The organism is Mycobacterium sp. NGS11 (assembly GCF_059813315.1).
On record NZ_JCALEJ010000026.1, the window covers coordinates 1 to 22,693 of the forward strand.

22 protein-coding genes and 1 pseudogene are annotated in these 22,693 nt (G+C 66.3%); 11 read left to right on the forward strand and 12 right to left on the reverse strand.

Annotated elements, in window-relative coordinates:
• Positions 1-24: 24 nt before the first annotated feature.
• From AC5Y4T_RS21650 to AC5Y4T_RS21675, 6 genes and pseudogenes are all read right to left on the reverse strand, one after another.
• Positions 25-1,521, reverse strand: coding sequence for a class I adenylate-forming enzyme family protein (locus AC5Y4T_RS21650; protein WP_499915223.1), 1,497 nt, complete (start codon positions 1,519-1,521; stop codon positions 25-27).
• Positions 1,518-2,453 (reverse strand): acyl-CoA dehydrogenase family protein, encoded by a 936-nt coding sequence (locus tag AC5Y4T_RS21655; protein WP_499915225.1) that lies wholly within the window; start codon positions 2,451-2,453, stop codon positions 1,518-1,520. The genes AC5Y4T_RS21650 and AC5Y4T_RS21655 overlap by 4 nt, the downstream gene beginning before the upstream one ends.
• Positions 2,450-3,607 carry an acyl-CoA dehydrogenase family protein gene (locus AC5Y4T_RS21660; RefSeq protein WP_499915226.1) on the reverse strand — a complete coding sequence of 386 codons (1,158 nt, stop codon included), beginning with the start codon at positions 3,605-3,607 and terminating at the stop codon, positions 2,450-2,452. Before AC5Y4T_RS21660 ends, AC5Y4T_RS21655 begins: the two co-directional genes overlap by 4 nt.
• On the reverse strand, positions 3,604-4,071 hold the full coding sequence (locus tag AC5Y4T_RS21665; protein ID WP_499955335.1) for an acyl-CoA dehydrogenase family protein: 468 nt from the start codon (positions 4,069-4,071) through the stop codon (positions 3,604-3,606). The genes AC5Y4T_RS21660 and AC5Y4T_RS21665 overlap by 4 nt, the downstream gene beginning before the upstream one ends.
• A gap of 15 nt (positions 4,072-4,086) precedes the next feature.
• Positions 4,087-4,716 (reverse strand): annotated as a pseudogene (locus AC5Y4T_RS21670) (acyl-CoA dehydrogenase family protein); the annotation flags it as partial.
• Positions 4,717-4,759: 43 nt separating this feature from the next.
• On the reverse strand, positions 4,760-5,830 hold the full coding sequence (locus tag AC5Y4T_RS21675) for an acyl-CoA dehydrogenase family protein (RefSeq protein WP_499915230.1): 1,071 nt from the start codon (positions 5,828-5,830) through the stop codon (positions 4,760-4,762).
• A 76-nt stretch (positions 5,831-5,906) separates the two neighbouring features.
• Here AC5Y4T_RS21675 and AC5Y4T_RS21680 point away from each other — a divergent pair, with 76 nt between their 5' ends.
• The gene (locus AC5Y4T_RS21680) at positions 5,907-6,779 is read left to right on the forward strand and encodes an LLM class flavin-dependent oxidoreductase (RefSeq protein ID WP_499915232.1); all 873 of its coding nucleotides are present in this window, start codon (positions 5,907-5,909) and stop codon (positions 6,777-6,779) included.
• On the opposite strand, the gene AC5Y4T_RS21685 is transcribed toward AC5Y4T_RS21680, so the two are convergent.
• Both AC5Y4T_RS21685 and AC5Y4T_RS21690 read right to left on the reverse strand, forming a co-directional pair.
• Positions 6,745-7,461 carry an SDR family oxidoreductase gene (locus AC5Y4T_RS21685; protein WP_499915233.1) on the reverse strand — a complete coding sequence of 239 codons (717 nt, stop codon included), beginning with the start codon at positions 7,459-7,461 and terminating at the stop codon, positions 6,745-6,747. The two genes, AC5Y4T_RS21680 and AC5Y4T_RS21685, sit on opposite strands and share 35 nt — an antisense overlap.
• 19 nt (positions 7,462-7,480) lie before the next feature.
• Positions 7,481-8,302 (reverse strand): FadR/GntR family transcriptional regulator, encoded by an 822-nt coding sequence (locus AC5Y4T_RS21690; protein ID WP_067127936.1) that lies wholly within the window; start codon positions 8,300-8,302, stop codon positions 7,481-7,483.
• 95 nt (positions 8,303-8,397) lie between these two features.
• Between AC5Y4T_RS21690 and AC5Y4T_RS21695 the strand changes: the two genes are divergently transcribed.
• Positions 8,398-10,791 carry a CaiB/BaiF CoA-transferase family protein gene (locus tag AC5Y4T_RS21695; RefSeq protein ID WP_499955284.1) on the forward strand — a complete coding sequence of 798 codons (2,394 nt, stop codon included), beginning with the start codon at positions 8,398-8,400 and terminating at the stop codon, positions 10,789-10,791.
• A gap of 18 nt (positions 10,792-10,809) precedes the next feature.
• Positions 10,810-11,001 (forward strand): ferredoxin, encoded by a 192-nt coding sequence (locus AC5Y4T_RS21700; protein ID WP_499915237.1) that lies wholly within the window; start codon positions 10,810-10,812, stop codon positions 10,999-11,001.
• 26 nt (positions 11,002-11,027) lie between these two features.
• On the opposite strand, the gene AC5Y4T_RS21705 is transcribed toward AC5Y4T_RS21700, so the two are convergent.
• A complete protein-coding gene (locus AC5Y4T_RS21705; RefSeq protein ID WP_499915238.1) occupies positions 11,028-12,326 on the reverse strand; it encodes a cytochrome P450 in 1,299 nt (432 codons plus the stop codon).
• 94 nt (positions 12,327-12,420) lie between these two features.
• On the opposite strand from AC5Y4T_RS21705, the gene AC5Y4T_RS21710 reads away from it, so the two are divergent.
• The 6 genes from AC5Y4T_RS21710 (at position 12,421) to AC5Y4T_RS21735 (ending at position 17,230) form a co-directional block, all read left to right on the forward strand.
• Positions 12,421-13,530, forward strand: a complete 1,110-nt coding sequence (locus AC5Y4T_RS21710) for an aromatic ring-hydroxylating oxygenase subunit alpha (RefSeq protein WP_499915239.1) — start codon at positions 12,421-12,423, stop codon at positions 13,528-13,530.
• An 18-nt stretch (positions 13,531-13,548) separates the two neighbouring features.
• A complete protein-coding gene (locus AC5Y4T_RS21715) occupies positions 13,549-15,135 on the forward strand; it encodes an AMP-binding protein (RefSeq protein ID WP_499915241.1) in 1,587 nt (528 codons plus the stop codon).
• 89 nt (positions 15,136-15,224) lie between these two features.
• On the forward strand, positions 15,225-15,650 hold the full coding sequence (locus AC5Y4T_RS21720) for a nuclear transport factor 2 family protein (RefSeq protein ID WP_499915243.1): 426 nt from the start codon (positions 15,225-15,227) through the stop codon (positions 15,648-15,650).
• Between the two features lie 14 nt (positions 15,651-15,664).
• Positions 15,665-16,195, forward strand: a complete 531-nt coding sequence (locus AC5Y4T_RS21725) for a MaoC family dehydratase (protein WP_499916670.1) — start codon at positions 15,665-15,667, stop codon at positions 16,193-16,195.
• The gene (locus AC5Y4T_RS21730; RefSeq protein WP_499915245.1) at positions 16,192-16,653 is read left to right on the forward strand and encodes a MaoC/PaaZ C-terminal domain-containing protein; all 462 of its coding nucleotides are present in this window, start codon (positions 16,192-16,194) and stop codon (positions 16,651-16,653) included. Before AC5Y4T_RS21725 ends, AC5Y4T_RS21730 begins: the two co-directional genes overlap by 4 nt.
• Entirely contained in the window at positions 16,646-17,230 is a 585-nt protein-coding gene (locus AC5Y4T_RS21735; protein ID WP_499915246.1) for a maleylpyruvate isomerase N-terminal domain-containing protein, read from the forward strand. The genes AC5Y4T_RS21730 and AC5Y4T_RS21735 overlap by 8 nt, the downstream gene beginning before the upstream one ends.
• Here the strand turns inward: AC5Y4T_RS21735 and AC5Y4T_RS21740 are convergent.
• Positions 17,171-18,637: an aldehyde dehydrogenase gene (locus AC5Y4T_RS21740; RefSeq protein WP_499915248.1), complete on the reverse strand. Its 1,467-nt coding sequence runs from the start codon at positions 18,635-18,637 to the stop codon at positions 17,171-17,173. The two genes, AC5Y4T_RS21735 and AC5Y4T_RS21740, sit on opposite strands and share 60 nt — an antisense overlap.
• 82 nt (positions 18,638-18,719) lie before the next feature.
• Between AC5Y4T_RS21740 and AC5Y4T_RS21745 the strand changes: the two genes are divergently transcribed.
• Positions 18,720-20,069 carry a lipocalin-like domain-containing protein gene (locus AC5Y4T_RS21745; protein WP_499955286.1) on the forward strand — a complete coding sequence of 450 codons (1,350 nt, stop codon included), beginning with the start codon at positions 18,720-18,722 and terminating at the stop codon, positions 20,067-20,069.
• On the opposite strand, the gene AC5Y4T_RS21750 is transcribed toward AC5Y4T_RS21745, so the two are convergent.
• Both AC5Y4T_RS21750 and AC5Y4T_RS21755 read right to left on the reverse strand, forming a co-directional pair.
• A complete protein-coding gene (locus AC5Y4T_RS21750; protein WP_499955288.1) occupies positions 20,052-21,203 on the reverse strand; it encodes an aromatic ring-hydroxylating oxygenase subunit alpha in 1,152 nt (383 codons plus the stop codon). The genes AC5Y4T_RS21745 and AC5Y4T_RS21750 overlap by 18 nt on opposite strands.
• An 87-nt stretch (positions 21,204-21,290) precedes the next feature.
• A complete protein-coding gene (locus AC5Y4T_RS21755) occupies positions 21,291-22,127 on the reverse strand; it encodes a helix-turn-helix domain-containing protein (RefSeq protein WP_499955290.1) in 837 nt (278 codons plus the stop codon).
• Between the two features lie 85 nt (positions 22,128-22,212).
• Between AC5Y4T_RS21755 and AC5Y4T_RS21760 the strand changes: the two genes are divergently transcribed.
• Positions 22,213-22,653, forward strand: a complete 441-nt coding sequence (locus AC5Y4T_RS21760; protein ID WP_499955292.1) for a hypothetical protein — start codon at positions 22,213-22,215, stop codon at positions 22,651-22,653.
• Positions 22,654-22,693 lie beyond the last annotated feature (40 nt).

Genomic DNA, 22,693 nt, shown 5'->3' on the forward strand with positions numbered 1-22,693 from the left:
TTGCGGGGCTGACAAGCCGTCCCCTCAGCCGCCCCGGGCCGCGATCATCGCCGAGCGATTGACCTTGGTTGCCGCGGTGCGGGGGATGGCGTCGACGAACTCGACGGTCTTTGGTGCCTTATAGGGGGCCAGCCGGCTCTTCGCGTACTCGATCACCTGCTGTTCGGTGACCTGCGCGCCGTCCGCGATTTGAATCACCGCGTGCACTCGGCGTCCCCACTGCCGATCAGCCAGCCCGATCACCACCACGTCGGCGATCCCGGGATGACCCGCGAGCGCCGACTCGACCTCCGCCGGAAAGACGTTGGCGCCGCCAGTGACGATCATGTCGACGCGGCGGTCGACGATGTAGAGGTAGCCGTCCGCGTCGAGGTGACCGATATCGCCGGCGGAGCGGAAGCCGTCGTCAGTTGACGGCAGCGGTGTCGCACCCCCGAGGTAGCGGGATCCCGCACTCATCGGCGCGCGCAGGTACACGTCGCCGTCCTCGCCGGGACCCAGCGGTCGTTTGTCGGCGTCCAGGATGCGGATCTCGGTATCGCGGAAGCCGCGGCCCACGCTGCCCGGGTGGGTGAGCCACTCGTCGCCGCGCAGCGCGGTGAGTCCGAGGTTCTCGGTCATGCCATACGCCGACACGATCCGCTCCGGGCTCAGGAGTTCGAACCAGGTGTGCATCAGCGACGGCGGCATCACCGCGGCGCCCTGCAAGATGAAGACGACGCTGGACAGGTCTCGCTGCCGGACGTCCGGCCGGGCCGCAATGCGCGCAAGCATGGTGGGCGTGGCGGTGAAATTGGTCACCCGAAACCGTTCGATCACATCCAACACCAGTGCGGCGTCGAACTTTTCGAGTATGACAAGGTGGTCGCCGGCAAGCAGGAAGAAAAACGTCGCAAAGCCGTTGGTGTGATACATGGGTGCCGGCACCATGATCGTCTGCGGCTGTGCCACCGGCGTCCAGTTCGACAGAAACGGCTCGCCGTGCTGAGGCGTCCACAACGACGGTGCCAAGCTCAGGATCACTTTGGGTACGCCGGTCGAACCGCTGCTGCAGATGCCGTTGACGTGCGGGGAGACGGCGGTGGGCAGCGGGCTTGCGGACTCGCCGGCCGCGCGAGTCTCCAACTCCCACCGCGTCTTTTCGTCGACCACGACGGCGGGGTCGATCACCTCACGCACCCGGTCTCGCTCCCACTCGGGAAGATCCCAGTGCATCGGGACGGGGACAGCGCCGACCTTCCAGCACCCCAGCGTCGCCAGCACCAGATGTACCGAGTTCGGAATGGCCAGTGCCACTAGCGAGCCCGCCTGCGCGCCCAGGCCGGCCAGCGCCCGGCCCCACTGGTTGGCGCGGGCATCGAGTTCGCCGAAAGTCAACGCCTCCGCGGTGCCATCGAGCGCGACAATGGTGACGCCTAAATCGTCGCGGCGTTGCTCAGCGAGCTCGTGCAATTTGGTCGCGAATGGTATTCCCTCGTCGAACGGATTGGGCGTCACCTCGGTTGCGGGGGACTCGGTCACGCCGATACCGGCCCGCTGAACAATGTCTCGAATGACCCATCCGAGACGCACGGCATGAGGCGCAACGCGAGTTCCTCGGTGCCCAGCGGCAATCGCATCAGCGGTTGGGTGTGCCGGTCGAGCACGCTCACGTCGGACTCGTCGCAGAAGCCCAAGGCTCCCAGTAACTGGTGCGACGTGCGCATCACCTGTCGTGCGGTGTCGGCGGCCTTGAGCCGAAGGATCAGGGCGTCGGCCGAATGAATCTGCGCGGCAAGCGATTCGGCGCGGCAGATGGTGAACTTAGCGAGTTCATGCAGTCCGCGGACCGCGACGGCCGCATCGGCGACGGCGAACCTGACGGCCTGAAAGTCCGCGAGCGGCTTGCCGAACTGAATCCGGGCGCGTACGTGCTCGGTGACAATCCGCAACGATTGCTGCACCGCTCCCAGAATCCGCCATGATCCCAGCACGAGATGAAGGTTAATGTCGGCGGCGGGCACGGTTGCATCGGGTGCGCTCAAGGTGGCCGGGACCAGGAACGGGCCCAGCTTGGCGCCGGTCCGCGAGGCCGGCTGAGGCCGGTACCGATTTCCGTCTAGGTCCGCCGCCACCCAGTCACCGGCCAGATCGCCATGGTCGATGCGCGGGGCCTTCGGATTGACCAGGGCAAGGCGCGCGCCATCAATGGCCAGCAGCTCCTCCACCAAGGGGTAGGGGAGCGCCGTGGCGCCGGCGGCCTGACACAGCACCGCCGCGGCCAGCAGGTCATCCGGCGCCGAGCGCACGTCGAGGTCGAACGCGCCGACATCGTGCAGCGCGACGCGCGCCGCGTCGCGGATGGCGTCGTCGGTCTCGGCGCGCAGCGCGGCCGGCGGTCCGCCCAACCGGATGAGTCGCTTGCCGGCGACTACGGCGAAATCGCTGACATCTTGTGGTAGATCGGTTTTCACCTGTGTTCTCCCAATACGTCTCGTGCCACCAGCATCCGTTGCACCTCGATGGTGCCCGACGCGACGGTCGCGGCTTGTGCGTAACGCCAGTGGTCCTCGATGGCTCCGTGCAGCGCCGCGGAACTCCCGCTGTCGAGCGCCGTCGGGCCGAGCACGTCGAACAGCAGCTCGGCGACGAGTTGGTCGCACGTCGTGGTGATGATGCGTGCGGCACTGGCGGCCGCCCCGGCCGCCGCGTCGTCCTGCAGGGATACGGCGCGATAGGCGAGCAATCGGGCGACCCGCAGATCGACGAGTGCGCGCACCCATCGGGTGCGGATTGTTTCGGGCAGCTGATCCCAGTCGTCGCCGAGTTGGGCGCGCATCCTTTCGAGCAGCGATTCACAGCGCGCGTAGCGTGCGATGCCCACTCGCTCGAAAGCCAGAGCTTCGCGCATCACCCGCCAGCCGTCGCCGACCTCGCCGAGCACGTCGCCGGGAAACGCCTGCACGTCGTCGAGGAACATCTCGTTGAGGTGGTGCGGTCCCAGCATCGACGGGATCGGCCGGACGGTGAAGCCGGCCCGGTCCATCGGAATCAAAAACAGGGTGAGCCGCTTGTTCTTTGGTGCCTCGGGGTCGGTGCACGCCGCCAACACGCACCACGATGCCATCAGCGCATACGACGTCCATACTTTCTGGCCGGTGATGCGCCACCCGTCGCCGTCGGCAACGGCGCGGGTGCGCAACGACACCAGGTCGGTTCCGGCCTCCGGCTCGGAAAAGCCCTGGCACCAGATCACATCGCCCGAGGCGATGGCCGCCAGGTGCTTGGCCTTCTGTTCGGCCGTCCCGTACCGCATCAGCGCGGGCCCGACCCAGTTGATGCCCATGTACTGCGGACCGCGCGGCTCGTGCTGTGCCCACATCTCCTCGCGCAGCACCGTCTGCTGCCAGACCGAACCACCGCCGCCACCATGCTCTTTCGGCCACGCCAGCGCCAGTAGCCCCTCGGTCGCCAGCAATTTGCAGAACGTCTCGGTGGTGGCCAGGTCCTGCGGGTTCTCGGTGCAGGCTCCCAGAAAGTCGGCCGGGATGTGGTTGGCAACCAGCTCACGCAGATGGCTGCGCAGTTGCCCTGCATCGTCGCCGAGGTCGTAATCCATTGTCGTCATCCCTTCGGCAACCCGAGCAGCCGCTCGGCGATGATGTTGCGTTGAACCTCCGATGTCCCGCCGTAAATAGTCGCGGCCAACGCGTCCTGGCGTTCGAACAGTAGATCCGGATCGGTGGCGGAAACCGGGCCCGTCACGGCCGCACTCAGTTCCCAAACACGCTGTAAGGTAAGCGATCCGAGCAACTTCATGGTGTCGGCTTCCGGACTGGGCCGTCCCGCGAGTTCGTTGCCCAAAGCGCGATATCCGGTGGCCCGCAACGCTTTAGCGTCTGCCAACAGCGAACCGAGTTCGGCATACACGTCCTGGCCCGAGTCCGCGGCGCCGGCATCACGCACCGAGGCCAGTCCGCGTTTGATCTCGACCCAGTTCATGATCCAGATCATCTGGCGTTCGTGGTGCAGCGACGACAGGGCGACATTCCAACCGCCGTTGAGCGGTCCCAGCAGATTTTCGGCAGGCACCTCGACGTCGTCAAGGAAGACCTCGCAAAAGGTTTCGTCGGAGATGGAGGCCATCCGGATGGGCTCGACCCTGACCCCGGGCGAATGCAGGTCGAGGATGAGGCAGGAGATGCCGCGGTGTTTCGGGGCTTGCGGATCCGTGCGCGCGTATAGCGTGCACCACCGCGACTCGTGTGCCTGGGTGGTCCAAATCTTGTGACCATTGACCCGGAACACGTCCCCGTCGCGCTCGGCACGGGTTCGCAGACCGGCGAAATCCGACCCGGCTTCGGGCTCGGACATGCCCAGCGCCCACCACTCGTCGCCGCGCAGCAGCGGAACGAGCAGACGCTCGATCTGGGCGGGCGTGCCGAACTGGCGAATGCCGGGAGCGGCGACGTTGGGTCCGGCGATGTTGGGCAGCTTGGGCGCCGACCGCATAGCCGCCTCGATCCGGACTTCCATGGCGTCGCGCAAGCCCAGCGATCGGCCGCCGTGCTCGCGTGGCCAGGTCGGCTGCAGCCATCCGGCCTCGAACGAGGCGCGCTGGTACTGGCGCCGCAACCCGAGATCCCATCGGTACTGCCGGTAGTTCGCGTAGTAGTCGTGGGGCAGGAACTCCGCGAGCCAAGCGCCGAATTCCGCCACGACCGTGCTCACGGGCACCGCTCCTCCTCATCGCTGCGCTCTGCATCGTCGCCGGTGCGGCTCATGCGGCACCCCCGCAAAATCGTCGCCCCACCTCGAAGTACAGGGAGCGGCTGTCGCCCAGCATTGCGGCGCCCTGCCAGGCACGCCTGACGTACAGGTGGGCGTCGTGTTCCCAGGTCTGCCCGAGCGCGCCGTGTACCTGGACGGCGGTACGCGCACAGCCGACCGCCGCGTCGTTGGCCGCCGCCTTGGCCAGCACCGCGGCGGTCCACACTTCGGTGCGCGGCGCGGCCGGATCGGCGAGAAGGGCCGCCGCCGCATAGGTCAGGCTGCGGGCGCGTTCGACGCTGACGTAGTTGTCGGCCAGTGCGTGTTTGACGCCCTGGAACCCGCCGATCGGCTGGCCGAACTGCCGCCGTGATTTGGCGTGCTCGACCGAGCGGTGCAACGCGGCGCTCGCCACGCCGAGGAGGTCGGCGGCCGCGGCCACCCAGGGCGCCGTAAATGCCGATTCGAGGTCGACCGGTGCAATAGCGATGGGCTCGGTGTCGATTTCGACGGCGGCCAACGGCTGAGCGGGATCGGTGGATTCGGTCGCCGGCACCGCGGTTACCCCGTCACCGCAGCGGGCGACGGCCGCCACAGTGTCACCGTCGTCGGTGCGAGCCAACGTGACGACGAGCTCCGCGCGCGACAGGTTGGGGACGGCAACGGCGGTGCCGCGCAGCCGTCCCTGGGACAGGGCCATCGGCGCGCCGGGCAGTCGCGATCCCTTGGCGTGGACAGCCAGGGTGGCCACCACACCGCCGGCGATGTCGGTCAGCACCGCGTCGAGCCCACTGTTGCGCAACACGCCCGCGGCCAGTCCGACGCTGCCCAGCAAGGGAATTGGCGCAAGGGCCGCGCCGCATTCTTCGAGAACCGCGGTTAGCTCGACCGGCCCGTAGTCGCCGGCGTCAGGGGCGGCCAGCTCGGTCCAGCCGAGATCGACGACGGTCTTCCACAGGGCGCGCCAGCGCTCGGGGTCGCTGATCGCTTGGCGCGCGGCGTCCGGCGGGCACTCCGTACGTAATATGTCGCGTACGGTGTCGCGCAGCGACAGCTGCTCCGAGTTCAGTCCGACATCCATAAGACCTCTAACATAGTAAAGATAATAAACTAGCCGTGCCGTCGCAATCGCACGGATATCAACGCATAGGTGGCGCATGGCCGAGTGGTATCTGTTTCTGCCGCAGGTAAGGCTGTCGGCGGCCGCCATCGCCGACCGGGCGCGTCACGCTGAGGCCAGCGGCTTCGACGGGATCGCGTTCATCGATCACCTCGAGGCCCCGGGGCTCCCCGACGAAAGCATCTGGGAGGCAATGGGCATTGCGACCTGGGTGGCGGCCAGGACCGAGCGGCTGCGGGTCGGTCATCTGGTGCTGTGTGACGCGTTTCGGCACCCGGCCGTGCTCGCCAAACAGGCCGTCACCCTGTCGGAGGCGTCCGAGGGGAGGTTCGAGCTCGGCCTGGGATCGGGATCGTGGCCCTCCGAATTCGCGAGATTCGATGTCGGCCAACAGGATCCGCGGGCCCGAGTCGAGCAACTGGGCCGTCACCTGGATCTGATCAGGCAGTACTGGGGCGACGGCGACGAAGGATCCGGCCCGGCTGCACAAGCCCCGCGCCGCTCGTACCCGATACCGCTGGTTCTGGGTGGGAGCGGACCAAGGATGATGGAACTCGTTCGCAGACACGCAGATTGGTGGAATCTGCCGGCGAATCAGCTCGACAGGCTGACCAAGCTCGCCCCGGCCGCGGGAACGGCCAGGATGTCGATTCAGCAGATGGTGGGTTTCGTGCGGTCGGGCAGCGACCCCGACACGGTGGGCGAGGTGAGCACCCGTCGGTTCGGCAACCTGGGGTCCGGACTGGTCTGCGGCGATGCCGACGAGTTGATCGGGCACTTCCGCGGTTTGGCCGCCCAGCGGGTCGAGCGGTTCTACGTGTGGTTTGCCGACTTCGCCGCCCCGGACTCCCTGCACGAGTTCGGCGAATCGGTGATCAAGGCGTTTGCCGGCGGCGGCGGGCTTCGGTAGGCACCACCGGCGGGCGGGCGAACGGGCCCCGTTCCACGGCGGACAACCGGATCTCCGGTAGATCGACCGACGGATCGACGGTGTCCAGCCAGGCGACCGCCTCGGCGACGTCGGACACTCCGATGGCGTACATCTCGAACGGAACGTCCTGCAGCATCTCGGTGGCCACCGGTCCCGGGGTGACGATGTGCACGCTGATGCCGTCGCGGTCGACTTCGAGCGCCAGGGCTCGCGCGAACGCGTTCATGCCGGCTTTCGAGGCGGAGTACGCGGTGCGGGCCGGCATGGGCTCGTGTGCGGCGGACGACGAAATGAACACCAGTCGGGAGCCCGCGGTCATTTTCGGCAGCACCGCCGAGGTGACCACGAAACACGAATCGAGGTTGGCCGACATGATGGCCTGCCACTGCTCGAAGGTCTGCTTGCGGGCGTAGGTTCCGCCGAGCGCACCGGCGGCGTGCACAACGAGGTCGATTGTCTCCAATGCGCTTATCGCGGCGCCGAATCCGCTGGGGTCGGACGCGTCGGCCACGACGTGTCGGGCACCGATCTCCTCGGCGGCCGCGCGTAACGGGGCTTCGCGGCGCGCCGAGAGCACCACGTCATAGCCGCGTTCAACGAGCTTGCGGGCGCATCCTTTTCCGATCCCGCCGCTTCCGCCGGTGACTAATGCGGTTCGCATGACCGTCGCAGGCCGCTCGTCAGGAGTGCCGAATGTCCCGCGGCCGCGACAACGCCTGCGGGGAGAGCGCATAGATGCGTTGATCGTGCTGACCGGACAGGACGTAGGTCTGCGTGTCGGCCAGGTGGCGACCCGCGATGCGGCGGGCGCGGTCGACGTTGCCCTCGGCGATCGTCTCGGTCAGCTTGACGTGCGTGTTGAGCACCGCGCGGCGCTGGGCAAGCGACGGGTAGGTGCCACGCGACGCGCTCTCGTCGGCCCACTGCCGTTCGTGACTGCTCCAGAGTGTCTCCAGGCTTCCCACGACCGCGATGATCGTGTGATTGCCGCAGCCGCGGACGATGAGATCATGGAACTCGCGTCCGATCTCGGTGAAAAGCCTTCCGTCGTCCAAGTTTTCGGCCATTGACTCGTTGATCCGGGTGAGCTCGGGCACCAGCGTGTCCGCCCGGTCCGGCCGGCGGGCGGCCAGGGCGGCGCAGGCGGGCTCGAGTTCCTGCAATGCCATGCCGAGGTCGGCGACCTCGACGGACTCGCTCTGCAGCAACAACCCGAGCATGTAGGCGGCGCTGGTCTTCGCCGGGGCGTGGACGACGGCACCGCCGCGGTTGCCGCGCCGCACCGAGACCAGGCCTTCGGTCTCCAGGATCCGCAGGGCTTCGCGCAGCGAGACCAGGCTGACGTTGAACTGTTCGACGAGCACCTCTTGGCGCGGCAAGAGATCACCGTCCGCGAGCTCGCCGTCGATGATTTGACGGCGCAACTCGTCGGCTACGATTTCGGCGATCCGCGGCGCCGACAACCGGCGCCGGGCGTCGGGGCCAATTCCCAAGGCGGTCATCCGATCCTCGAAACGAAATGCAACACGCTGGCTTAGCTATTTTAGCAGTAATGATATAAATAGCTTCTCTGATCGCTTGCCGATCGGAAGGGCGGGTGCAATTGAGCGAGCGGTCCGAAAGCCGGCCGACACCCCTAAACGATTTGTGTGTCGTCGAGATCAGTGACCGGATAGCGGGCAGCTATTGCGGCAAGCTGCTGCGCGACGCCGGCGCGCAGGTGCACAAAATCGAACCGCCGCAAGGGGATTGGCTACGACGATTCTCCGCCAGCGGTTCCCCGATTGCGCAGGAACGCAGCGCACCGTTTTTCAGTTACCTCAACGCGGGCAAACGCAGCATGACTTTCGCACCCGGGACCCAGCGCTACCGTGACGAATTGGCCGGCGCCGACGTCGTCGTCGTGACCGGCGGGCGGGCGCGCGCCGCGGCGCTGGGCGTCGACCCGCAACAACTGCTGGAACTCTCGCCGCGGGCGATCATCGTGTCCATCTCCGACTTCGGCTGGGCCGGGCCCTACGCGGACCGGGCGGCCACCGAGTTCACCCTGCAGGCGTGGGCGGGCTCGCCCGGCTTCCGCGGCGACCCCGCCGGGCCGCCGATCTCCATCGGCGGCGATCTCGGCGAGTACATGGGCGGCGTGTTCGCCGCCTTCGGCGTGCTGGCAGTCCGCCGCCGTGTCGAGCACGGCGGTCCCGGCGAACACCTGGACCTGTCCATGCTGGAAGCCATCACCACCATGCAGAGCAGCGAATGGCTGCATTCACAGCTGCTGCGCGTCCCGCCGATCCGGCGCACCACCGAGGTGCCGTCGATCGAGCCCGCCAAGGACGGGTACGTCGGGATCACCATGGTCACCGGTCAGCAGTGGCTCGACTTCGCCGCGATGGTGGAATGTCCGCAGTTGGAGGAGATCGAACAGCTGCGGTTCCAAATCGGCCGGTGGCAATACCGGGACCTGATCCGCGAGCAGATCCACCCGTGGCTGGCCGAACGGACGGTCGCCGAAATCGTCGAACTCGGGCAGCTGTTCCGGCTGCCGATCGCCGCGCTGGGCAACGGCTCGACCATCCGGGAGCTGGATTACGTGAGCGAGCGCGAGGTCTTCACCCGCAACCCCGCCGGGTTCGATCAGCCCCGGCCGCCCTGGCTGATGTCGGTGTGTGCGCCCGCGCGCTTGGGCGATACGCCCGCTCTTGGTGAGGCCGACGGCGAATCCCCTTGGCGCCGTGTGGAACCCGAGATAGAAGGGGCGCCGAACGGGCTTCCGCTGGCCGGCGTGCGCGTCGTCGACCTGACCGCGTTCTGGGCCGGCCCCGCCGCGACCCACCTGCTGGCCGCCTTCGGCGCCGACGTCGTCAAGATCGAGTCGATTCAGCGTCCCGACGGCATCCGGTACTCGGGCGGGATGCGCACCGACGTCGACGACTGGTGGGAGTACGGCTGGGTGTTCCACGCAATGAACACCAACAAGCGTTCGGTGACACTGGATTTGGGATCCGAGCAGGGCCGTCGCCTGTTCATCGAGTTGGTCGGCCGCGCCGACGTCGTGATCGAGAATTTCTCGCCACGGGTGATGGAGCAATTCGGGCTCACCGACGACGTGCTGCGCGAAGCCAATCCGAAACTGGTGTTCGCCCGGATGCCCGCGTTCGGCGTCGAGGGGCCGTGGCGGGAACGGGTCGGGTTCGCCCCCACCATGGAACAGATCGCCGGTCTGGCCTGGGTGACCGGTCTGCCGGAATCTCCGCCGGTGACACCACGCGGGGCCTGCGACCCACTGGCCGGCGTGCACGCCGCGTTCGCCGTGCTGGCCGCCCTGAACTTCGCCGAACGCACCGGGACGGGTCAGCTGGTCGAGCTGCCGATGCTCGAAACCGTGCTCAACGCCACCGCGATTCAGGCGATCGAGTCCGAAGTCTTCGGGGTGACCCTGAGCCGCCGCGGCAACCGCGGTCACAACGCGGGCATCCAGAACATCTACCGCTGCGCCGGATCGGACGACTGGATCGCGATCACCGTGCGTGACGACGCGCAGTGGCGGGCGCTGGTGGAATCGATGGGGCGACCAGCCTGGTGCGACGACGAGGAGCTTGCCACCATCGAAGGGCGCCAGGGGCTAGCCGACGAAATCGATCGCGGGCTGGCGGATTGGTGCCGCGGGCAGCCACTTGTCCCGACGGTGGAGCGCTTGGCCGCTGCGGGTGTTCCCGCGGCGCCGGTGGTGTCACCGTCACTGGTCACCGACAACTCGCAACTGCGCGAACGCGGATTTTTCGAGGCACTGCATCACGCGAGTACCGGACTCGGCCTGTACCCCTGTCCGCCGTTCGCCCGGCTCGGCGGTCAGGACCAGTGGCTGCTGCGGCCGCCACCGAAGCTGGGCGAGCACAATGAGGAGATCCTGCGCGATCGGTGCGGGCTGACCGACGAAGAACTGACACGCCTCGCGACCGGCGGGGTGATCGGGACCCGACCCAAGGGCCTCTAGAGAAGTGGAGGGCAATCAATGCGCGTGACGGTCGACGAGAACTTGTGTGAAGCCAACGGTTTTTGCGAATCGCTTGCGCCGGAGGTGTTCGAGCTGGGCGACGCCGATGTGGTGCAGATCGCGGACGGCCCCGTGCCGCCGCGGCTGGAAATCGACGTGCGCGCCGCGGTGGACCAATGTCCGAAGGCCGCCTTGCGGTTGGTCGACTGACGGCCGCACGAGCGCCGTGCGCTGACTCAGCGCCGCTCGGTCAGCTTGATGGACATCTCGTCGTAGATCGACATGTTGGTGGCCAGGTTCGGATGGGACACCTTCGCCGGACCGATCTCGATGTCGTCGCAGCGCAGAAACAGTTCGTCGAGGACCGCGCGGAGTTCCGCCCGGGCCAGCATGGCGCCCAGGCAGTGGTGCGGGCCGCCACCCCCGAAAGCCACATGAGGATTGGGCTGCCGGCCGATGTCGAAGGTGAACGGGGACTCGAAGACCTCCTCGTCGCGGTTGGCCGAACGCAGGGTGGACACCACGCGTTCGCCCTTGGCGATGTGCTGACCGTCCATCTCGACGTCGACCTTTGCGGTGCGCGTCCAGTACGCCACCGGCGACGCCCAGCGCAACACCTCCTCGACCGCGCTGGCGCGAAGGTCTTCGCGCTCGCGATACCGTTCGATTTGCCCGGGGTTGGCGACGAACGCCTGCAACCCGATGGCCAGTGCGTTCTTGGTGGTGTCGCTGCCGGCGAACGCCAGCACAAAGAAGAAGAACTCGAGTTCGTTCTCGGGGAGGCTGAACTGCTCGCCGTCGTCACCGGTGATCACCGCGGACGCGAGCGTGCTCCAGATGTCGTCGGTGGGATTGCGCCGCTTCTCGGCGGTGAGCTCCATCGCGTACCCGAAGACCTCGCCGAAGAGTTCGAGTTCCACCTGCCCGCTCGGGCCCGCCTCGGGCGCAAGCACCTTCAGGATGCGGTCGAAGATGTCGAATATCCGTGGCCGGTCTTCCTCCGGGATGCCAATGATGTCGCCGATGACCGACATCGGTAACGCGTCGGCGACGTCCTCGATCCAGTCTCCACCGCCCTGCGCGAGCAGGCCGTCGATCATCCGCGCCGCACGCGCCCGGATGCCGTTCTCCAGCTTGGCGATCGCGCGCGGGTTGAAGGCGTTGGAGATCAGTTTCCGGCGCTTGTTCAGGTCCGGCGGGTCCAGCGTGATGATCGTCGGGAACGACGAGAACATGGCGACTGGCTGAATGAGTGGGCCGTCGGCCGCGGTGAACGACTCGGTGTCGCGGTGCAGGCGGACCGCGTGACGGTGTTTGGTGGCCACCCAGAACTGACGCTGGACGGTGTCGACGACGCCCGGTGTCAGATCGTGCCGAAAAAGCGGCCTGGTGCGCCGCAGCTCGGCGAACAGCTCATCGGGAAAACCATTACGCCACAAGGCGAAATCGGAAAGGTCCACTGCAGCGGCCGTCATGCGAACCCCCATCGGCTCAGGCGTCACGCGGCGACCCGCCGGTGCCGCGTTGACGTTCAATGCTTAAAATAGTAAAAATAGACTTTAGTCGTCGAAACGCGGTGAGGTAAGAGCGGCCCATGATGCGCCCGGCCGCGTGGGAAACGGAGTTCTCGTGACGAATACGATTCCAGAATCAGACCCGTCAGAACGGGAGTTCGGGCAGGCCGGCATCGCGCTGTCGGCCTACCGCTTCCCGACGGGCTGGTTCATCGTCGCCTTTGGAACCGATCTGGCTCCCGGCCAGGTCAGGCGCGCGCACTACTTCGGTGAGGAACTGGTGCTGTTCCGCACCGAGTCGGGCCAGGTCCACGTGATGGAGGCCTACTGCCAGCACCTCGGCGCGAACCTCGGGGTCGGCGGCACGGTGGAAGGCGAGAACATCGTCTGCCCGTGGCATGGCTGGCAGTGGCGCGGCGACGGTACGAACGCGCTGATTCCCTACAGCAAGATCGGCTGCAAGAACAACGTCCGCATCCGGACCTACCCGAGCATGGAGTGGTACGGCTTCATCCTGGCCTGGCACGAGCGGCACGGACGGGCGCCCTACTGGCAGCCGCCGGTGCTGCCGGAATTGGAAACCAACGAGTACTACCCGCTGCACCCGCACACCCAAATGCTCAACCGGGTCAAGGTGCATCCGCAGATGATCATCGAAAACGCGGCTGACCCCTACCACGTTCAGTACGTGCACAAGGCCGCCAATCCGGCCACTACGGCGTCATTCGAGGTGGCCGGCTATCACCTGCACGCCACCGTCAACGCCCATTTCGGCGGGGGACGGGCGCAGACGTGGCTGACCCCGAACGGCCCGGTCGACGCCAAGATCATCTACGACAACTACTCGCTGGGCCTCGGCGTGGTGCGCTTTCCCAGCGAACTGGTTGCCACCGTGCAGGTCACCGGCCAGACGCCGGTCGACGAGGATTACACCGACTACTTCTACACCCAAGCTTCCGTACGTGAACCCGGCGACGGCGGTGACGTGCCCACCGGACGTGCCGCCCGGTTCCTGGCGCTGCAGCAAGAGGTCATCAAACAGGACTTCTTCACCTGGGAGAACATGAAATACCTGGAGAAGCCGAATCTGGCTCCCGAAGAAGCGCACGACTACGCGGCCCTGCGGCGCTGGGCGCACCGCTTCTACCCGGGTGAGGAGCCGTCGCCCTCCGACTTCGGTTACAGCGCCGACGGTGAGCCCGACCCCGCGGCCGCCAAAGCTTGATCAGAGCCAGACACCTCGATGTGCGCTGACCGCAGCGGGCCCGCACGGCCCTCCGATTTCGGCGTCGACAGTTTCACCGTGCCGGCCGTGCTCGATCGCCGCGCGCGGCAGCACCCCGATCGGGTGATGATGTCCATCGCCGGTGTCGACGTGACCTTCGAGCAGATGCGGCAGCGGTCCTGTGCGGCGGCAAACATGTTGGCCGGCTTGGGTGTCGGGCGCGGAGACCGCGTCGCGCTGTTCACCGGCACGTGTCCGGAGTGGGTGTACTTCTGGCTGGGCGCCGCGCGGATCGGGGCGGTGAGCGCGGCGGTCAATGCCGCGAACAAGGGCGACTTCCTGCTGCACGCCCTTCGGCTGTCGCAGGCCAAGGTGATGTTGACCGACGCCGAACGCCAGTCCCGCGCCGTCGAGGTTGCCGACGCGGCAGAATCTCTGACAAACATTGTGGTGCAGGGTGATTCACTGACGGAGGCGCTGGCTCGGAACGCAGAAGGCGCAGCCACCGACGCCCCCGGAGATCCGGGCGACCTTGGCTGCTTGTTCTACACGTCAGGAACCACCGGCCCATCCAAAGCAGTCGCCACGACATGGCACTACCTGTTTTCGGTGGCCGCAACCGTCGCGTCGGCCTGGGAATTTCGCGAGGGCGAAGTGCTGTGGACGGCGATGCCGCTATTTCACCTCAGCGCGGCGCCCAGCATCCTGGCGCCCATGCTGGTAGGTGCGACGACGGTGCTGGCCGGGGCTTTTCACCCGGGCGAGGTGTGGGATGACATACGCGCCCACGGTGCCGTCGGATTCGCCGGCGCCGGGGCGATGGTTTCGATGCTGCAGAGTCTTCCCGCGGATCCGGACGACGCACGGCTACCGCTGCGGTTCATTTCCGCCGCCCCGATCGACGCGAAGTCCCACCGCGACATCGAAAAGCGCTACGGCTGCCGCATCGTCACGATGTACGGGCTCACCGAGGCGTTCCCCATCGCGGTCAAGGCGCTGGCCGACGCCGGGGTTCCCGGTACGTCGGGTCGGCCCAATCCCGATTTCGACGTGCGGATCCTCGACGAACAAGGAAACCCGCTACCCGCCGACAGCGTGGGTGAGATCGCCTGCCGGCCCAGGCATCCGCACGTGATGAGCGAGGGTTACGTGGAGGCGGACTCGCGAATAAGGCCGCATCCGGAATGGTTTCGCACCGGCGATCTCGGGCGCCTCGATTGCGATCAGAATCTGACATTTGTCGACCGTGCCAAGGATGCGCTGCGCCGCCGCGGCGAAAACATCTCTTCGGTCGAAGTGGAGCGCGTCGTCATGTGCCATCCCGCGGTTGCGGAGGCCGCCGCGGTCGGCGTGCCCAGCGAACTGGGTGAGGACGATGTACTGGTGGTCGTTACGTTGCGACCAGGCACCACACTGGATTTCGTGGAGTTGCTCGACTTCTGCGCGTCACGCATGCCGTATTTCTGTGTGCCGCGATTCGTGGAGACCGTTGGCGAACTCCCGAAAAATGCGATCGGCCGGATACGCAAAGACTTATTGCGCGAACGGGGCGTCAATCCGACTACGTGGGATCGTGAAAAGAGTGGGTATGTCGTTAGCCGTTAGGTTCCGATAGTGTCGCTAGTAGTCGATGAGTTGTCTCAGTGTTCCGTCAGCCGTTGTTGGCAGTCATTTCCGAGAGAGGCTGAAAAGCGATGACCATGACTTATCAGGAACAGCAAATGCTCCAAGCGGCCACCGGACGCGGCGCCATCCTGGATTTGGATGCCCGGCACAATCGGGCCTATTCCGACGGTGACCGTGACCGCTGGATCGCCACCTTCCGCCACTCCGGCGCCAGCTACACCCGCGACGGCGAGCTGTTCAACGACCTGCGTTCGGCCTTCGACGGTGGCGATGGCCAGCGACTGATCACGGTCGATCACGAAATCCAGGTCGACGGCGTCAACGCGACTCAGCATTGCGTCGCCGTGCTTTTCGCAGCCCTTTATGGCGACACCGTGCTGCGCGCCACCGGGATATTCCGTGACACGCTGATCTACGAGCGGGGCGGCTGGTATTTCACTTCCCGCATGTTGCAGTGGGATTCGGTGCCAAGTCGGCACCCGCTCGTCATGTGAGCGGCGCCGATTACGTGGATCGGGATTTCGGTGAGCGGCTGGCCTTCGGCACGTACGACGACGCGCTGCGGATGGTCGGCGCGAAAGGCGAGCCCCGCACCGCAGCCACCGCGGTCAGCGCCGCGCGCATCCAGCTGTTCGCCGCGATGGTCCGCGACGCCAATCGCTCGTATTGGGATCCCGATTTCGCGCGCCTGCATTGGGGTGGCCTGCTGGCGCCGCCGGCGCTGTTGATGGGCTGGCTGGTCGCACCGCCATGGCAACCGGGAGGTAGGAGGGCGGCTTCCTTGATCGCCCTGCGGGTGCCGCTGCCCGGCACCACAATCATCAACGCGGCCAACGAGGTTGAGTTTCCACAACCCATCGTCGAGGGCGACGTGCTGACCGTCGTCGACGAGCTGGTTTCGGTGTCGCCGGAGAAGCGGACACGGCTGGGCGTCGGCCATTTCGTCGAGACGCTGGAGACCTATCGCCGCCAGGATCAGACCGTGGTGGCCACTTGTCGCAATACCTTGTTCCGGTTCACTCCGAAAGCGTCCACGTGAGCGCCGACGGCCTGGAGTGGCACCAGATCACCGTTCCGGTCGACCTGCCCGAGGTGATCGACCACATCAGCTACCAGCGGGTGGTGGAGAACGCCGGAGCGACGTGGGACTATTTCCCCGGCCATTTCGATCCGGAATACGCTGCGGCTCAGGGGAACCCGACAATCTACGTCAACACGATGCACCTGGCCGGATTCGCCGACCGCATCGCGACGGACTGGGCTGGCCCGCGCTCGCGCGTGGTGCGGCGGTCCATGCGGCTCGCCGGGTCGGTGTATGCCGGCGACACGATGATCGGCCGGGGCCGGGCCGTGGCGAAGCGCCGGGACACCTCGGTCGACCCTCCGCGCTGCTTGGTCGACGTCGAGATTCAGGTCACCAATCAGCATGGCGCGCTGTGCTGTCCCGTCGAGCTGACCTTGCACGTGCCCGACTCCCCGCGCGACGGCGATGGATGACGCCGGCGAACTGCATTTGGCGGTGTGCCGTCGCTTCGGCGCGGCGGTCGCCGCGGCGAACGGCAAGTGGGACCGTCCGTCGCCGTGCGATGCGTGGGACGCGCGGGGAGTGCTCGAGCACGTCATCGGGTTCCATGACGTTCTTCTATTGCGTCCCTTGGGATTGAAGCCCGACCGGCCACGCGATGATCCTCGGGCGCGGTGGCAACTCACCTACGACTCGCTGGCGAAGGCCCTCGGGTGCGGCGGAGCGACGCAGCTCGATGCCTACAGGTTGATGCCGAACCTGACCCGTGACGTCCTGGTGCATACCTGGGACCTCGCCCGCGCGGTGGGCGCCGACGACGGCGTGGACCCCTCGTGGTGCGAAATGTTCTGCGCCGCTCTCCCGGAGGACCTTCAGGCGTTGGCCGCATCGGGGATGTTCGGTGCGCCAGTCGTGATCGGCGACAGAAATGGTGCGCAGGCAACGCTTTTGGCGCGGCTTGGCCGCGACCCGCGGTGGCGAGCGGAAACCTTATACGGGCGGCAGCTGACCTTTGCAGATCAGCGTCTGCAGCTCGACATACTCATCTAGCCCCTCCGGTCCGAACTCGCGCCCGATGCCGGACTGCTTGAACCCGCCGAACGGTGCACCGATGTCCAGGGTGTACATGTTGATGCCATAGGTCCCGGTGCGGACGGCGGCCGCGACCTCAAGGCCGTGCTGGATGTCGGCGGTCCACACCGAACCGGCCAGGCCGTAATCGGTCTCGTTGGCGATGCGGACCGCGTCGTCTTCGTCACGGTAGCGAAGCACGGTCAGCACGGGACCGAAAATCTCCTCGCGGGCGATGCGCATGTCGTTGGTGGCGTCGGTGAACAGCGTCGGCTGTACATACCAGCCCCGCTCGGAAGGGCTCTGTTCGCCACCGAGCACCACGCGGGCGCCTTCGCTGCGGCCCGACTTGATGTAGTCCTGGACGCGGCGCTGTTGGCGTTGGGCCACAAGCGGTCCGATGTCCGTGGCGTCGTCGGCCGGATCACCGACATTCAGCGCGGACATCATGTCGGCCAGCGCGTCGACGACCTCGTCATGCTTGCGGTCGCTGACCAGAATCCGGGTCTGCGCGACGCACGCCTGGCCATTGTTCATCAGCCCGGCGGACTTCAGGCCCGCCACCGTCTTACCGATGTCGGCGTCGTCGAGAATGATCGCCGCCGACTTGCCGCCCAGCTCCAAGCTCACCCGCTTGAGCTGCTCGCCGCACAGCGCGGCGATCCGGCGGCCGACAGCACTGGACCCGGTGAACGCGATCTTGTCCACGCCGGGATGGCGCACCAGCGCCTCACCGATCTCGGGGCCGCCGGGCAGCACCGACACCACGCCTTCGGGTAGCCCGATCTCCTCGATCATCTCGGCCAACCACAAAGCGTCCAAAGGGGTTTCGGGTGCGGGTTTGATGATGACCGTGCAGCCGGCGATCAGCGCCGGGATCAGCTTGGGCATGATCAAGAACTGCGGCACGTTCCACGGTACGATCGCGCCGACCACCCCAACTGGGGCCCTGCGCAGATGTACTTCGCCGAGCACACCTTGGCGACGTTCCTCCCACGGGAACTCGCGCGCGGCGGCCAGCGAGAGGTGGATCAGCGCTACGGCGGCCGCCCCCTGGCCCATCCGGCTGAAGCTGCGCGGCGACCCCATCTCGTCGGTGATGAGGTCGGCCATTTCGTCGGCGTGGCCGGCGTAGATCCCGGCGAGCTGCTCGACTTTGGCCATTCGATCGGCATGGCTCATCCGTGGCCACGGACCGTGATCGAACGCGTGCCGTGCGGCGGCGACGGCGGCCTCGACGTCGTCGGGGCCCGCGACCTGGACATGCCCGACCGGCTCTTCGGAGTGCGGCGAGATCACCGAGAGCTGCTGGGGATTGGCGGGCTTGCGCCACTGGCCCCCGATGAACAGCTCGTTATAGGAGCGATGGCCGGAAGTCTCTGTCATCGGGGCACTTCCTCAGGGATCGGGCCGTGGCCGTAATTTCGCTATTCACGCTAACATAGCGAAAAAAGCAGCGAGGCCCTCTATGACCAGCGATTGGCGCAGTTACCCGTTTCAATTGGTGCCCGGCGACGGCCAGTTGGAGTTTCCCGCCGCCGAGGGCGAACACCCCGACCAGGAGTCGGACACCTGGTTCATCGCCGGGCAACTCGACTCCGCCCAGGCCGATCGGTCGTTCGCCTTCCTGACCATCTTCAACAAGAACCGGCCCGGGGGAACGGTCGTCGCAGACTTCTACACGATGGCGCTGTTCGACCTCGACACCGGTGAATACGGCACCTTCACCGATTACGACATGCCGCCTGCCAACATGGAGCCCGGCGCCCAGCGCAAGCTGACGATGGCGGTGGGCCATCTCGACATCAACTACCACAGCAGCGCGGGAACGGCGTCGTGGACGACCAGCCGCAACGGCGATGGCGAACTGCTGCCCTACACCTACCGGGTCAGCCTGGTCGGAAAGGATCAGTCCGAGCGGCCCATGCGACTTGATCTGGCCGTAACCCCAACGCGCGCACCGACACCAGTTGGTGCATCGACCTATAACGGAAAGATCGTCTGTTTCGGTCAGAGCGACACCTACTCCTATTTCCAGACCGGCATGGCGATGACCGGCACTCTGCGCTGGGGGAACGTGGTCGAGCAGGTGTCCGGCACCAGCGGTCACGTCGATCGGCAGTGGTTCCCCAAATACGCCGGCGGTGGGGGATCCGCGGGAGACCCGCGGGCCCGGTCACACGAATGGCGCACGATCAACTTCGACAACGGGGTGGACCTGAGCATCTGGCGGCAGTTCGACCGCAAAGACGGCAATGCGCTGCAGCCGTTCACCGGTGTCACGACGAGCTACCCGGACCCCGCGATCCCGCCGGAGTGTGCCGAAGACATCGAGGTCACGGTCAGCAGCTATGTGCGGTGGCCCGAGGCCATCCGGCCCCTGGTGCGGCCTCTCGCGCCGGCCCGGTACATGCCCGACCGGCACCGGATCACCTGCCCCACACTGCAATTGGATCTCATCGGCGAGCCGCTGGTGGCGGCCCCGGCCCACGGGTTGCCGATCGAGTACATGGAGGGCCCCTATCGCTACCACGGGACCATGTGGGGAAGGCCGGTGACGGGCTTCGCGTTCAATGAACGATCGCTGGCGCTGTACCGGGATTGGGAACTCGTCGAGGTGCTGTCCACGACTGTCGGGAGCCTGGCACCGCCGGAGCCCGAGCTGCAGGCGATGGTGGATCGGGTCGCGCCGCTGGTGGCGGCGGGCCGGCGCAAGGACGCCGTCGAACTGCTGTCCAACGTGGCGTCTGCCGAAAACCACACGCTGGCACAGCTTCTCGACGATCTGATCGCGGTCCTGTCAGCCGGGGTCAGCTGACCGCGACAGCGCCCGGTCCCACGTGATGTGGCGATGCTGCAACCCGGGTTCGTTGCGGCCGAAGAGCAAGTGGTCTCGGACCCCGGACTCGAGATTGGCCTGCAGCCCCTCGACCAGCCGGTAATCCTCGTCGCGCACGGTGGCGTGCGCGTACTCGAAGACGGCTTGGGCGCCGGCGGCCGCCGACTCATCGGCGAGGTCCTGCGGTGTTGCGTTCTGGTGGACGGTGATTGAGCTACCGGGCCGATCCCCGGGGTAGACCCGGAACAGCTCGCCGTTGGCGATGGTCACCGATAGCACGATGTTGGGGAACAACGCATAGATCACCACCATGTTGTGGAACGGATTCCATTGATCCTCGGGCACATCGTCGAGCTCCAGAATGGTGTTCAGCGGGAAGATCAGCCGGTGATGCGGCCCATAGGAGTCGAACACCGTGCAGTTGCTGCGCGCGATCGTGGCGAACGTCTGCTGATGCACGGTGGCGAAGTGGTAGTTCTCGGCGAAGGTGTCGATCGCCAATTTCCAGTTGATGGGGGAGTCCAATACCTTCTCGCCCAGCGGTGACCAGCGCCCGATGCCCCATGAGTCGAGCTCCTCGGCGAGCGGGCCCAAGTGTGCCGCCACATCCAACGTGGATCCGGGATTCAATGCCACCCAAAGGAATCCGGCGAATTCGGTGGCCGGGAGTTCGGTCAGACCATCGGACTTGACCGTCACTTCTGGGAAACCCTCTCGCCCGGGAACTGCCACCAGGCGACCTGTGTTGTCGTATGTCCAGGCGTGGTACGGGCAGGTGAACCGCTTTGCGGTGCCGCATCCCGTCGCCACCTGCGACTGGCGGTGCAGGCACACGTTGCTGAACGCCTTGACCGTTCCCGCTGATGTTCTGGTCAGCAGGATGGACCGCCCCATCACCGTTTTCGTGCAATACGAACCCGGAGTGGGAAGTTCCGAGACGTAGCCGACCAACTGCGGGCTGGCCAGCAGCATGGCCCGATCCCGGTGGTGCCGCTCGAGACTGGTGTAGTCACGCGCGTCGACCGTGTGCTGGGCCGGAGCGAGATCGGTCGCCTTGTCCCGCGCCAACTTCAACGCGCGCCGTGTCAGGTCGATGAGCTGGTCGTGATCCATCTGATCTCCGATTGCAGTCAAGCGCTCTCGATAACTTTACTAACTTTATAGTGACAATAAAATAAGGCCAACCGCCGTCCCGGCGCGTCAGCGGGGGCCGAGGAAGGGCAGCACCTGGGGGTATCGCCGCGCGATCGCGCGCACACGCTGATCGCTGTCGAGGTTGTGCAGGTAATCGGCGGTGGCAGGGTCAGCAGGGAAGAACGACTCGATGATCAGGCTCTCCACCGAAATGTCGAGCGGGCTACCGAAGGTCGCGATGGTGCTGACGAACCGGAGCTCGGTTTCGTCCAGGGTGACCATTCGAAACGGCACATACAGCTCGCCAGTCCGCTCGCCGCGCTGGACTTCCCGGGGCGCCGGATAACTCGACAGCTCCTCGTAAAGACGGCGGATGTCGGGTGCCGCGGTGGCCTGCGCGTGCCGGCGAACCCGACCGATGATCGCCGAGTGCACCTCGGCGCGGTTGAGTAGTCGCTGCGCCAATCCCTGCGGATGCAGGCACAATTTCATGACGTTGATTGGCGGGCGCAGCAACTCCGGGTCAACGCCCTCGGCGAGCACGACGCAACCGACATTTCCGGCTATCAGGTTCCAGCACGCATCGGTGACGATGGCCGGATACGGGGCATGGCCGGCCAGCACCGAGTCGACGGCCGCCTTCACCGGCCTCATCCGTTCGGCATCCAGGGTGTGCTCGCCGAACACGGGTGCGTAGCCGCCGTCGAGCAGCAGGCGGTTGCGCGCGGCGAGCGGAAGATCCAGCGACTCGCCGATGCGCAGCAACAGAGCGCGGCTGGGATTGGCCCTGCCGGTCTCGACGAAGCTGAGGTGGCGAGGCGAGACACCGACCTGATGCGCAAGTTCCATCTGGCTCAATCGCCGGCGAGTGCGCCACTCGCGCACCGCTATCCCCGCGGACATATTTCGAACCTAACGCGGGTGCGCGAGGTGAACCACTACCTCGAAGGTAATCGACACACTTACGTCGGCGGCGAAAACTGCAATTATGAACACCACACTGACACGCACATCGCCTCCGCAACCCAGGGTTCTGCGCCGGGCATTCACCGCGGCCGCCGTCGGGCGGATCCTGTTGGGCGCCACCGCATTTGCCTACCCGGCTTCTCAGACTCGCATGAACGGAGTGCCCGACCACATGCTGTCCACGGAGCTCAAGTATTTGATCCGCATTTTCGGCGCCCGCGCCCTGGCACTTGGTGTCGGTTACCTCGGTAGTGACGAGCCCAACCGCCGGCGTTGGCAACGGATCGGCCTGATGGTGGACACGCTCGACAATGTCAACGCCCTGATGGAGCTGAGACGCCTCAAGCGTGGCGACCCCAAGATTCGCTCGCTGCTGAGCCTGATGGCGGTGACCGGTCCCTATGCGGTGTTGGGCGCGGCGGGCGCGCTTCAGCGCCGATGTGGCACTGTGACACACCTGTGACCCGTGTGATCAATGTGGTATCTGAGGTGTTTGTCGTACT